The 11,751-nt window shown below is 66.5% G+C and carries 12 protein-coding genes; all 12 read right to left on the bottom strand.

Going from position 1 to position 11,751, the window contains the following annotated elements; all coding sequences use genetic code 11:
- Positions 1 to 6: 6 nt before the first annotated feature.
- The 12 genes from N4S67_RS27785 to N4S67_RS27730 are packed head-to-tail and all read right to left on the bottom strand — an operon-like array spanning position 7 to position 11,628.
- The gene (locus tag N4S67_RS27785) at positions 7 to 201 is read right to left on the bottom strand and encodes a ferredoxin (protein WP_260996275.1); all 195 of its coding nucleotides are present in this window, start codon (positions 199 to 201) and stop codon (positions 7 to 9) included.
- Between the two features lies 1 nt (position 202).
- Entirely contained in the window at positions 203 to 877 is a 675-nt protein-coding gene (locus N4S67_RS27780) for a TetR family transcriptional regulator (protein ID WP_260996274.1), read from the bottom strand.
- 32 nt (positions 878 to 909) lie between these two features.
- Positions 910 to 1,737 (bottom strand): SDR family NAD(P)-dependent oxidoreductase, encoded by an 828-nt coding sequence (locus tag N4S67_RS27775; protein WP_260996273.1) that lies wholly within the window; start codon positions 1,735 to 1,737, stop codon positions 910 to 912.
- A complete protein-coding gene (locus tag N4S67_RS27770; protein WP_260996306.1) occupies positions 1,734 to 2,567 on the bottom strand; it encodes an alpha/beta fold hydrolase in 834 nt (277 codons plus the stop codon). The genes N4S67_RS27775 and N4S67_RS27770 overlap by 4 nt, the downstream gene beginning before the upstream one ends.
- Before the next feature lie 5 nt (positions 2,568 to 2,572).
- Positions 2,573 to 3,163 carry an NADPH-dependent FMN reductase gene (locus N4S67_RS27765; protein WP_260996272.1) on the bottom strand — a complete coding sequence of 197 codons (591 nt, stop codon included), beginning with the start codon at positions 3,161 to 3,163 and terminating at the stop codon, positions 2,573 to 2,575.
- Between the two features lie 10 nt (positions 3,164 to 3,173).
- Positions 3,174 to 4,169 carry a cyclase family protein gene (locus tag N4S67_RS27760; RefSeq protein ID WP_260996271.1) on the bottom strand — a complete coding sequence of 332 codons (996 nt, stop codon included), beginning with the start codon at positions 4,167 to 4,169 and terminating at the stop codon, positions 3,174 to 3,176.
- Positions 4,170 to 4,185: 16 nt separating this feature from the next.
- Complete coding sequence (locus N4S67_RS27755) at positions 4,186 to 5,004, bottom strand: coniferyl-alcohol dehydrogenase (RefSeq protein ID WP_260996270.1); 819 nt, start codon at positions 5,002 to 5,004, stop codon at positions 4,186 to 4,188.
- A 26-nt stretch (positions 5,005 to 5,030) separates the two neighbouring features.
- Positions 5,031 to 6,368, bottom strand: coding sequence for an LLM class flavin-dependent oxidoreductase (locus N4S67_RS27750; protein WP_260996269.1), 1,338 nt, complete (start codon positions 6,366 to 6,368; stop codon positions 5,031 to 5,033).
- Positions 6,365 to 8,170 (bottom strand): FAD-binding protein, encoded by a 1,806-nt coding sequence (locus N4S67_RS27745; RefSeq protein WP_260996268.1) that lies wholly within the window; start codon positions 8,168 to 8,170, stop codon positions 6,365 to 6,367. Before N4S67_RS27745 ends, N4S67_RS27750 begins: the two co-directional genes overlap by 4 nt.
- Positions 8,167 to 9,111, bottom strand: coding sequence for a 3-carboxyethylcatechol 2,3-dioxygenase (locus tag N4S67_RS27740; protein ID WP_449288843.1), 945 nt, complete (start codon positions 9,109 to 9,111; stop codon positions 8,167 to 8,169). Before N4S67_RS27740 ends, N4S67_RS27745 begins: the two co-directional genes overlap by 4 nt.
- Positions 9,035 to 10,723 (bottom strand): bifunctional 3-(3-hydroxy-phenyl)propionate/3-hydroxycinnamic acid hydroxylase, encoded by a 1,689-nt coding sequence (locus N4S67_RS27735; RefSeq protein ID WP_390893551.1) that lies wholly within the window; start codon positions 10,721 to 10,723, stop codon positions 9,035 to 9,037. Before N4S67_RS27735 ends, N4S67_RS27740 begins: the two co-directional genes overlap by 77 nt.
- Before the next feature lie 17 nt (positions 10,724 to 10,740).
- Positions 10,741 to 11,628, bottom strand: a complete 888-nt coding sequence (locus N4S67_RS27730) for an alpha/beta fold hydrolase (RefSeq protein ID WP_260996267.1) — start codon at positions 11,626 to 11,628, stop codon at positions 10,741 to 10,743.
- Positions 11,629 to 11,751: the final 123 nt, after the last annotated feature.

Genomic DNA, 11,751 nt, shown 5'->3' with positions numbered 1-11,751 from the left:
CTGGTGTCATTCCTCGATGTGGATGGCGAGCGCCGGACAGGCCGCTGCGGCCTTGCGGGCAGCCTCGGTCTGGTCGGCGGATGGGCTGTCGTTGAGCAGCAGCACGACACCGTCGTCGTCGCGCTGGTCGAAGAGGTCGGTCGCGTTGAGCACGCATTGGCCCGACGAAACGCACTTGTCCTGATCGACGGTCAATTTCATGTCACGGATGCTCCGAGACGGGGGCCCGCCACATGCCGACGATCGCGTCGATCAGGCTGGTGCCCACGGCACTCCAGTTCGTCCTCGGCATGGCCGCGCCTTCGGCGAAGGCACGCTCGAAGTCCGCGCACGTGTGCACCATCAGGTTGCGCGCCATGATGTTGCGCTCGGTGACCACCGCAGGTGGCAGGTCCGGTAGGCATCGGGTGATGCCGTGGACGACCTGTTGCACCGACGGCGACTCGAGCGCGCCCTTGACCACGATCTTGTGGTACTCGGGATCGGCCAGGGCCTGCGCGGCAAAACGCGCGTACCACGTGGGGTTGCCGATCTGGGCGAGATGCTCGGTGAGCGAACACACCAGGCATGCGACCCAGTCACGAAGGTCGGTGGATTCGCCTGCCTCGGCGACCATCCCCGACACCAGCCGTTCGATCGAGACGCGGTGCTTCTGCTCGATCGCGCGCACCAGGTCGGCCTTGGTGCCGAAGTGATAGCCGACGGCAGCGTTGTTTCCCTGCCCGGCCGCCTCGCTGACCTGGCGGTTCGACACCGCGTAAACGCCGTGCTCGGCGAACAGACGCTCCGCCGCGGCCAGGATGGCCTCTCGCGTGATGCTGGCTCGCTCGGTCCGCACAGTTCTGGCCGTGGTCACTCCTCCAGTGAACCCGGTCACACCTGTTAAGTCAAGCGACTGATTTAAAGGAATCACGGTCCGGCGGCGTCCACCTTCTTCTCCTTGCGCACGATCACCTTGCCCGCGACCGTGCCGCCGTCGATGGGCAGCACCGTTCCGGTGACGTACCGCGAGCGGTCGGTGGCGAGATAGAGTGCGGCTTCGGCGACGTCCTCGACGGTGCCCTCCCGCTTCAGGGGACGGTCGTTGCGCATCTGCGCTCGGATCTTCTCCTCGAACTGTTCGAGTCGCTCCAGGTCTTCTCCCGTCGCAGACTTGCGCACGATTGCGGTGCGAATGTTGCCGGGGGCTATAGCGTTGACCCGAACTTCCCAGTGCGCCAAATCGATTGCGGCACACTTGGTGAACTGAATGACCGCAGCCTTAGACGCGCGGTAAGTCATCACACCACCGCCGGCCTGAATCCCGCCGATCGATGTCAGGTTGATGATCGATCCGCCACCGTGTTCCGACATGTGCCGTGCGGCGTCACGCGTACCTGCCATCACGGCGTGCACGTTGACGGCCATCACGTGGTGGAAATCGGCGAGGTCGTCGTCGAGGAATTTGAGGAACATCTTGCCGGACACGCCCGCGTTGTTGACCATGACGTGCAGCCCGCCGAGATCCTCGACGGCGGTCGACACCAGTCGACCCACCTGCTCGATGTCGGACACGTCGGTCTCGATGAACCGAGCGTTGGCGCCGAGGTCGGCCGCCAATGCCGCACCCGCCTCACTGTCGATGTCGCCGAACAGCACCTTGGCCCCTTCGGCGTGGAACCGCCGAACCAGGCCCTCGCCCAGACCCGATGCCCCACCCGTGATGACGGCGACCTTGTCCGCCAGTTCGCCGCTCATCTCGTCGCGCCTTCCCGTTGTTCTGCCAGAAACGACAACAGGAGCGCGTTGACCGCGTCCGGCTGCTCGATCTGCGGACAGTGCCCGGCGTCGTCGACCACGGCCGAGCGTCCGCCGGCGATCTGGCCGGCGATCTGTGCGGCCCACCCGCGCGGCAGCAGTTTGTCGCCAGCGCCTTCGACCACGAGCACCGGAACGCCGATGCGGTCGTAGGCGCGCCTACTCGAGGGCAGAGGTGGCGGCTCAAGGCCCGGCCTGCGAAACCTCGCCGCGGCCAACGCCTCCCACGCTCCCGGCGCGATGCTGGACTCGTAGCGTCGCCGCACGTAGTCCTCGTCGGCGGGATAGGAGGGATCGAAGAACAGCGCTTCGACAATGCGCCGCATGCCCGCGAGCGTGGCGTCGTAGTCGTAAAGCGCCGCCGAGTGCTCGTTGCGCTGAATCTCCCCGCCCCCACACAGCATCACCATGCTGCGCGCAGGTAGCACAGGCGAATCCGACGTGCTGTCGACGAACATGTTGACCGCACCCATCGAGTTGCCGACGAAGTGTGCGGACTCGACGCCGACCGCGGCGCAGAAGCGCGCGATGTGCCGGATCCGCATTCCACGGCCGTCGTTGAAGTCGATGACCTTCGCCGATTCGCCGAATCCCAACATGTCGAGTGCGAGCACGCGATGGTGCTCGGCCAGGGCGGCGATGTTGTTCTCCCAGCCGAGTTCGGCGCTGACGCCGAACTCCCCGCCGTGCAACAGCACAACCGGATCACCCTGACCCGCTTCGAGGTAACCGGTGCTCAACCCATCGACCAGAATCGTCTTGCGCACGATGTCTTTCACGTGGTCTCCCACGCGGCCTTGGCGAAGGTGAGCAGCTGGTTGGCCAGCATGTCGAGCTGGGTGCGCACCGTCGAGTCCGCGAGTTCGCCTGCGGTGTCCCAGATCTGGTCGGCGGAGTTGATCGCCACCCCCAGCGGGGTGGGCCATGCGCGCAATGCATGGCCGATGGACCGCAGCTGCCCCAGCGTGCCGACCGCCGCCTGCCAGCCGTAGGCGCAGCTGATACAGCCCCACGGCGTGTTGTCGAGGTACACCCGGGGGTCCTCGCGCAGGTCCTCGATGTAGTCGAGGGCGTTCTTGACCAGGCCCGAGATGGCGCCGTGGTAGCCGGGCGACCCGACGACGACGGCGTCGGCCTCACGCAGCGCGCCGACCAGTTCCTGCGCCTTCGGAGTGCGTTCCAGTTCGTGTGGCGCGTACATCGGCAGCTCGAGTTCGGGGCCGCTGAAGAAGCGTGTGCGCCCACCCTGGCGTTCGACGGAGTCCAGGCAGTAACGCAGCGCGCGTTCGGTCGACGAGTTGGCTCGCAGCGTGCCGCCCAGTCCGACGACCAGCGGCGTGCCGCCCGTGGTTGTGCTTGCGGTCATGTGTTCACACCTACTTGATTGCGATGGGGCTGACGGGTGCTCCGACCGCGCCGACGACTTTCAGTGGCGGCGCGATCAGTTGGAACTCGTACACGCCGTCCGCGGCACAGTCGGCCGCCAGCGCGGTGAGATCCCAGTACTCGCCGAGCATCAGGCCCATGTCGCGCAGGCAGAGCATGTGCATCGGCAGGAACGTGCCCTCGACACCGTTGGCCGGGTCGGGATCTTCCACCATGAGATTGTCGGCGGCGACGGCGGCCACATCGTGGTCGTGTAACCACGACGCGCACGTCCAGTCCAGGCCGGAGCCGGGCTCGGCGCCGTCACCGGTGGTAAGGAATCGAGTCCACCACCCGGTGTGCACTACGACGATGTCCCCACGCCCGATCTGCACGCCCTGTTTGGCGGCGATATCGTCGAGTTCGCTTGGGGTAATCGGGTTCCCGGGCTCACAGAACACGTCGGCACCGCGGTGGGCGACGACGTCGAGCAGGACCCCGCGCGACGTGATGCCCTTGGCGTCCACCTTCTCGATGCCGAGGTGGAAGGCGCCGAAGCTGGTCACCGAGTCCGCGGGAAACCCGTTGTAGAGCTTGTCCTCGTAGTAGACGTGCGACAGCGCGTCCCACTGCGTCGCGGCCTGCAGCGGCATGACGATCATGTCGTCGTTGAATCGGAACGGGTTGTCGGCGAAGAAGGCGCTGACGTCGGCGGCCACCGCGTTGCGCAACCACTCCGGGCCGTACTGAACCAGCGTGGATGCGTCGCCGCCGTCGACGGTCATCGTGTGAACCGGGTTCTGCCGGAACTTGAAGGCGCCCTGCGGTCCGCCCGAGCTGAAGTCGCCACCGAGCGAGATGACCTTGCCCTGTTTGACCAGCGACGCCGCCTCGGTCACCTTGTCGGCAGTGATGAAGTTCAGTGTCCCGAGTTCGTCGTCGTCTCCCCACCGGCCCCAGTTGCGGACGTCGTCGGAGGCGCGACGAAAGTCGCTCATGCTGGCCATTACTCGCCCCTTTCCGTCATCGTCGCGACACCGCACCGGCGAGGTCGGTCTCGCCGACCGTCCCGCCGTCTACCCAGATGACCTGTCCGGTGATGTAACTGGCGGCCTTGCTGTTGAGGAACAGCAGGACGCTGGCCTGCTCGTCGGGTCCGGCGGCGCGGCCCAGCGGTGTGCGGAACGAGTCGAGGAACTCCTGGCCGTAGGCCGAACGCAGCTGATCAAGGATCGGCGTGTCGGTGACACCGGGTGCGGTGCAGTTGATCCGAATTCCCTTCGCGCCCAGCGCGGTGACGTGCGCCATGCCGTACAGGATGATCGCCTCCTTGGACAGTCGGTAGCCGCCGCCCTCGGCTACCGCCTCCCGATGACGTTCACACCACTCCAGCCCCTCGTCCATCGTGACCGTGTCGACCAGACCCGCTGTGACGGCGGCGTTCTCGCGGTAGGCCGATGCCGCCAGCGACGACACGTTGGCGATGGCCGCCCCCGGTGGCATCGCGGGCACCACCGCCTCGGTGAATCGCCGGGTGCCCAGGAAGTTGATGGTGACCACCCGCAGCGGATCCCGGATGCCGGACGACACTCCGGCGACGTTGAACAGCGCGTCGACGGGACCGCGAATCGACGCGGCGGCCACTTCGATCGATTCTGGGTCGGAGAGGTCGAGCGAGATGAACTCGCTGACCTTCACCTCCGGCGGCCGGATGTCGAGTCCGATCACTTCCGCGCCGAGGTCGACGAGCTGGCGCGCCACGTCGGCGCCGATACCGGAGGCACACCCGGTGACCACGGCGCGGCGGCCGTCGTAACGCCACAGCTCGTCAATGAGGCCCATCGGTCAAGAAGACGCGTCCGCAGTAGTCATTCGCTCCTCGCGTCCGCGGAGGGATTCCTGCTGTCCCAGCCCTCCCCGGCCCGCAGCTTGGCCGCCGCCGCCTCGATCCCGGCGTTCATCTCGTCCATCGCCAGCGACACCTCGTTGGCGGTGTAGTTCTCGCGGCCGGTCGGCAGACCGCCGAACGCGTAGGTCTCGTCGAACTCCGGGGCCGTCGGCGCGGGCCTGCGCGCCTCGACCTTCTCAATGACCGGCTCGAGGCGCTTGGCCTTCTCGGCCGCGGACTTCTCGTGACGCTCGATGAACTCGGGCAGCACGTGCTTGCCCATCAGCTCGATCGACTCCATCGTCTCCTCGTGGCGACGCGGTGTCAGCAGCAGGATCAGCTCGTCAACGCCGCTTTCCTCGTAGCCGCGCAGGAATTCGCGCACGGTGTCCGGGCTGCCGATCGGACCGCGGTCGGGACCGTAGACGATGCTCGGATCCTTCTCGATCTCTTCGAGGTGGCGCTGCCACACCCCGGTCCGGCCCGGAGTGTGCATGCCGGTCATGTAGTAGTGCATGATGCCGAACGCGAAGAAGCCGCCGCCCTTGCCGAGTCGTTGGATCGCTTGCTCGTCGGTCGGAGCGACCATCATCGACAGGTCACCGCCGATGGCGAGGATGTTGGGGTTCATCAGCGGCGTGACCGGTGCGCCCTTCTCCTCGAATTCCTTGTAGTAGCCGTTCACCCGCTCGGCCAACGGACCGGGGCCGGTGTAGGCGAAACTCAGCGCGCCGAGACCCTTCTGGGCCGCCATCGACACCGATGCCGGGCGTGTGCAGGCGACCCATACCGGGGGGTGCGGTTTCTGCAGTGGCTTGGGAACCACGTTGCGCGGCGGCATGTCGATGTGCTCACCCTTGAAACCGGTGAAGGGCTCCTCGATCATGCAGCGGACCGAGACCTCGAGCGCCTCTTCCCACATGGCGCGCTTGTCGGCGGGATCGATTCCGAAACCGCCGAGTTCGCCGACCGAGGACGACTCGCCGGTGCCGAACTCCACGCGGCCGTTCGAGATCAGGTCCAGCGTCGACACCCGCTCGGCCACGCGCGCGGGGTGGTTGACCGCCGGGGGCAGATGCATGATGCCGAAGCCGAGGCGAATGTCCTTGGTGCGCTGGCTCGCCGCCGAAAGGAAGATCTCGGGCGCGGTCGAGTGGCAGTACTCCTCGAGGAAATGGTGCTCGGTCAGCCACACCGTCGAGAAGCCGGCCTTGTCGGCGGCCTCGACCTCATCGAGACCATCCTGGAAGAGCTTGTGCTCATCGTCGTCACTCCACGGCCGCGGTAGCGGAAACTCATAGAACAGCGAGATCTTCATTTGGGTACCTTCCGATGTGATTCGGTCGAATCGGTCAATGTGCCGTCACCCGGCGAGTCGTTGGCGATGTGCTTGGCCGCCACGTAGCCGAACGTCATCGCGGGCCCGATGGTGGCGCCCGCACCGGCGTAGCTGCGCCCCATCACCGCCGCCGAGTTGTTGCCCACGGCGTAAAGGCCTTTCACGACGCGGTCGTCGCCGTCGAGCACGCGGGCGTGTTCGTCGGTCCGCAGGCCGCCCGAGGTACCCAGGTCTCCGAGGATGATCTGGAACGCGTAGTAGGGCGGCTTGCCCAGCGGGTGCAGGTTCGGGTTGGGCAATGTCGGGTCGCCGTAGTAGTTGTCGTACGCAGAGTCACCGCGGTTGAAGTCGTCGTCGTGGCCGGAACGCGCCAACTCGTTGAACCGGTCGGCCGTTTGACGGAGTTGCGCGGGCGGCACGCCCATCTTCTCGGCCAGCTCCTCGAAGCTGTTGCCCTCCACCACGACTCCGGAGTCCAACCAGGCCTTGGGCACCTTGCGCCCAGTCGGCACCGGCGCGAACGGAACCTTGGGGATCGGCAAATGCCCCCCGACGACGTAGCGGTGGAACGAGCGGATGTCAGTGACGAGCCAGCACGGGATGTGGGTGACACCGGACCGCTCACCGTCGATCATCGCGTGCGCGAAATCCATATACGGCGCCGCCTCGTTGATGAACCGTCTGCCCTGACCGTTGACCACGAACTGGGCGGGCATCATCCGCTCGTTGAGCATGAACTGCAGGCGCCCGTCCGGCCAGCAGATCGCCGGGAACCACCAGGCTTCGTCGAGCAGATCGGTGGCTCCACCCACCTTCTCCCCCGCCCGGATGCCATCGCCGACGGCGGCCGGGTTGCCGAAGCTCCAGTCCTTGCCGTCTCCGGAGATGTCGCGGACCCGACTCAATTCGGGCAGATGTTCCTTGCGCCATGCCATGTCGTGGTCAAAGCCGCCCGCGGCGAGGATGACACCGCGCCGGGCGGCGATGCGGAGGGGCCGGCCGTCGCGCTCCACCACCGCCCCGATCACCGCTCCGTCCACGTCGGTGAGCAGTTCGGTCATCGGTGCGTTCAACCACAGCGGAACATCTCGCTGCTTGAGCGCGAGCCGCATCCTGGCCGCCAGCGACTGCCCGATCGCAGCCATCCGGTCACCGAAGACCCGGGCGCGGAACATGCGCCAGATCAACTTCACCAGCACGGCCTTGCCGCGCCAGTTCTGCCGCACCTGATAGAACAACCGAAGATCCTTCGGCGCGAACCAGATTCCTTTCGGTGCCAACGCCAGCGGCTGCAGCAGGTCCTGCTCCTCGTCGCCCAGCTCGCGCAAGTCGATTGCCGGCACGTTGATGGTGCTGCCGAGTTCGGAGCCGCCGGGCAGCTCGGGGTAGTAATCGGCGTAGCCCGGTTTCCAGACAAACTCGAACCATGGGCTCAGATTCTCGAGAAACTCCATCATTTCCGGGGCGGCGTCGACGTACTTGCGCAACCGCTCGTCACTGACCAGGCCGTCGGTGATCTGCCGCAGGTACGCGAAGACCTCGTCAGGGTCGGGAACATAACCGGCTTTGCGCTGCGACGGCGCACCCGGCACCCAGATGCCGCCGCCGGACAGCGCGGTCGAACCACCGAAGTGCGCGGACTTCTCGACGACGAGCGTGTCGAGCCCCGAGGCGTCAGCGGTGAGTGCGGCCGTCATCCCGCCGCCGCCGGATCCGACCACCAGCACGTCCACGGTGTGATCGAACACGCCGGCCGAGCCGGCAATGTGGAATTCCGTCATGAGGTCAGCACCGCCGTCCGGATCGCGAAGCCGGCGATCAACTCGGGTGCTGCGCGGTAGAACCGCTGGACCATCTCATACCGTCCGTGCGCCGACAGCGCCGCGAAAGCCGCGATCCAGGTGCGTATCTCGTGCGCGGAGTGCCCGCCCTCCTTCTCGACCCAGCTGTTAGACCAGGCGTCGACGTCGGTGAGGCGGTTGGCATCGAGCAGTTCGAGAAACGCGTTGTCCCATTCGGGGTTCAGCGGCTGCAGCGAGCTCTCGCCGTGGGCGAACGCATGCGCTGCGTCCATCACGGCGGACTGCCGTGCCTCCCGCTGTTCGGAGGTCATCGGCAGGCCGTGGACGATGCGCTCCAGCGCCGCGGGAGGGGCGGTGGCCAGTGTCGGCACCGGCGGGTCGTGCGAGAGACCTCCGGAGCCCACGATCAGCACGCGCTTGCCCAGCGTCGCCAGATGGGTTCCGATCGCGGCGCCGAGCGCCCGCACCCGCCGCAGCGGCCCGAGCGGTGTGGCCACCGAGTTGATGAAGATCGGGATCACCGGGCGCGCCGTCGCGTCGCCGAACAGCGTCTGCAGCGGCTGCACCGTGCCGTGGTCGACGTCCATGCTGGCCGAGATAGCCACATCCACACCGGATTCGAGGACGGCGCTGGCACAAGCCGTAGCGAGGTCTTCTGGGACGTCGAGCGGGCCCGCCTGCGTGCCGTAGTCGCCGACGCCCTGCGCGGCGGTGCCGATGCAGAACGGCGGCATCGTCCGGTAGAAGAACCCGTTGTAGTGGTCCGGCGAGAAGATGACGACGAGTTCCGGGTCGTAGTCCGTGACGAAATCACGCGCGCCGGACAGGGCCGCCTCGACGTCGTCAAGGAGATCCCGCGACGGTCCCGGAAGATTCAGCAGTGGGCTGTGCGACATACAGCACAGGGCGAGTGGCACCATGACCTCCTCCCTGGGTGAGACATAGGACGTCGAAGAGCGATTCACTGGTCTCCGGTGCCCGCTGGGCGATGCACGCTCCGGCGATGCACCGGTCGGGCCGCAGGAACAGCACCGAGTCGGTGTTCACGTCGAACCATTTCTTGAGCGCGCCGGTGCGGTCACCGACCACGGTCACGTCCGGGTCGTCGTGTCCGGTCCAGTGCAGCTGAGTCATCGGCCGGGCGGCGACGAACGTCGCACCGAGCGCCTTCCAGCGGTCGAAGGCCGCCTCGCCCAGCACGGCTCGCAGGTTGTTGCTCCAGCACAGCACCGCGAACCCGGCGCCGAGCACGTCGTCGAGCAAGACGTTCTGCTGATCGCGGGTGTCGACCCGGGGCTGGATGAACAGGGTGCCGGTCGGGGAGTTCCCGGAGCTTGGTTCGCCGTGGTACACCGCCCCCTGCTGGTATCGCGGCATCGGTTTGAACCGCATCTCGAGGATGTAGCGCTTCAACGAAGGTACGACCGACGCGGCGTGAATCACGCGGTCGCGCAGTGCCGCAACGCGCCGGTTCGTCGGCGAGATGACGCGTCCGACGGTCGTCGACAGATCGATCATCGCGCGTGCGTGCTTGCGCCGCTCGACGTCGTAGGTGTCGAGCAGAGCGTCGTCGGCGTGGCCGTTGATCACCGCCGCGAGTTTCCATCCGAGGTTGGCCGCGTCCCGGATACCGCTGTTGTAGCCCTGGCCCTGCCAAACGGGCATGAGGTGCGCGGCGTCGCCGGCGAGCATCAACCGGCCCTTGCGGAACGAGGCCGCGATGCGTGAGTGGTGGGTGTACACCCGGTGCCGGATCACGTCAACTCGTTCCGGATGCGGAACCCGTTGCGCGAGCATGCGTCGGACGAAGGCGGGGTCGTCGGCCTGTTCGTCGGTCTCGTCGGCGTGGATCAAGAACTCGAACCGCCGGATGCCGTGGGCGATCGAGATGGAGACATAGGGCCGCACCGGATCGGCACCGACTTCGCTGTTCGGATGCCCCAACGGATCATTGGCGCAGTCGACCACCAGCCAGCGCGTCGACGATGTCGTGCCGTCGAACGACACGCCCATCAACCGTCGAGTGGCGCTGCGGCCGCCGTCGCACCCGATGACGTACCGGGCGCGCACAGGGTCTCGGCCGTCGGCGAACTCGACCAGTACACCGTCGTCGGTCTCGACGAAGTTGCGCATCTGGTGTCCGAATCGGACTTCGACATGGCCGAATCGCTCGAGGCCTCCGAACAATTCGGCGTCCACCATCGGCTGCACGAACCCGTTGCGTTTGGGCCATCCGAATCGCGCGTCGGGCGGCGCCATCTCGGCGAGCAGTTGCCGTTTGGCGTCGAAGAACCGAAGGATTTGGTTGGGGACGGTGTGGGGCAGGACGCGATCGACGAGACCGATCGACTGGAACGTGCGCAACGCCTCGTCGTCGAGTCCCACACCGCGCGGGTAGTCGATGAGGGTGTCGCGCTCTTCGACGACGAGTGTGCGGACCTGCTGCAGCCCAAGGATGTTCGCCAGCGTCAGTCCGGACGGCCCCGCCCCGACGATGACGACGTCCACGCCGTCGGTCTTCACACTCGTCACGCCGGTTGGGGTCACATCTACCGCCCCAACAGGAAATCGATGTGTAAACGGTCGAACGTCTCGGGGTCCTCGTACTGCGGCCAGTGGCCACAACCGGCCATCACCTCGAACCGGGCGCCGGGAATCATCGACGCGATGCGCCGGCCCTCCGCGACGTCGGCGGTCGGGTCGTCGCTGGTCCACACCACCAGGGTGGGCGCCGTGATGGCCCCGTACTCCTTCTCGCCGAGCAGATTTCGCGCGCGGATTTCCGGATCTTGAAGCGCCATGACGTCTTTCATCGCGGCGGCGAAACCGGGCTGCCGGTACACGCGCTGCCTGCTGGCGACGATGTCGTCGTAATCCTTGGTCTTGTCGGCCATCAGCCACTTGATCCGCGCCTGCACGGTCTCCCACGTCGGGTTCTCCGCCGCGGCCATCGACAGCGTGACGATGCGTTTCATCACCTCGGGGTCGGCCTGAGAACCACCTGCGGTGTTGAGCACCAGGCGGTCGATGCGCTCAGGATGGTCGACGGCGGCGCGGGCTGCGACCCAGCCACCCAACGACTCGCCCGACAGGTGAACGCGGTCGGCGCCGAGCGCGTCGAAGACGGCAAGCAGATGGTCGACATAGTGGCGGACCTCGAGCGGATGGCCTGGCTTATCGGTGTACCCGTGGCCCAGCATGTCGATCGACCACACCGAGAAGTGCTCGGCGTGCGACGCGAGATTGCGGACGTAGGCCTCGGCATGACCGCCGGAGCCGTGCAGGAACACCAATACCGGGCCGTCGTCTCCGGCATGCAGATACCGCGTGCGGACTCCCCCTGCGTTGAGGTAACCCTGGGAGAACGCGACCCCTTGAAGGTCGCTCCATACGCTCTCGAACTCCGCGGACGCGAGGAGCACAGAGTTGTCCGACACGCTCGCCCTCTCTGACCGACGAGAATCGAGTTCTCGTAATTTGTAAGCACTTTGCTCATTTATCGCACATCTACGTGCACTATAGTCAGAGCATCACTCTCCCGAGTGCTCGATGTCAAGGGA

Source organism: Mycobacterium deserti, from assembly GCF_025345615.1.
Lineage (GTDB): Bacteria > Actinomycetota > Actinomycetes > Mycobacteriales > Mycobacteriaceae > Mycobacterium > Mycobacterium deserti.
The sequence above is the reverse complement of the archived record's forward strand: the minus strand, read 5'-3'. Positions and strand labels throughout refer to the sequence as shown.

What these genes read in the sequence shown, in the direction of transcription:
- N4S67_RS27755 (WP_260996270.1), bottom strand. Translation starts at nt 5,004, where the DNA reads ATGGGCCTCATTGACGAGCTGTGGCGTTACGACGGCCGCCGCGCCGTG.
- N4S67_RS27750 (WP_260996269.1), bottom strand. Translation starts at nt 6,368, where the DNA reads ATGAAGATCTCGCTGTTCTATGAGTTTCCGCTACCGCGGCCGTGGAGT.
- N4S67_RS27775 (WP_260996273.1), bottom strand. Translation starts at nt 1,737, where the DNA reads ATGAGCGGCGAACTGGCGGACAAGGTCGCCGTCATCACGGGTGGGGCA.
- N4S67_RS27785 (WP_260996275.1), bottom strand. Translation starts at nt 201, where the DNA reads ATGAAATTGACCGTCGATCAGGACAAGTGCGTTTCGTCGGGCCAATGC.
- N4S67_RS27765 (WP_260996272.1), bottom strand. Translation starts at nt 3,163, where the DNA reads ATGACCGCAAGCACAACCACGGGCGGCACGCCGCTGGTCGTCGGACTG.
- N4S67_RS27740 (WP_449288843.1), bottom strand. Translation starts at nt 9,111, where the DNA reads ATGGTGCCACTCGCCCTGTGCTGTATGTCGCACAGCCCACTGCTGAAT.
- N4S67_RS27745 (WP_260996268.1), bottom strand. Translation starts at nt 8,170, where the DNA reads ATGACGGAATTCCACATTGCCGGCTCGGCCGGCGTGTTCGATCACACC.
- N4S67_RS27760 (WP_260996271.1), bottom strand. Translation starts at nt 4,169, where the DNA reads ATGGCCAGCATGAGCGACTTTCGTCGCGCCTCCGACGACGTCCGCAAC.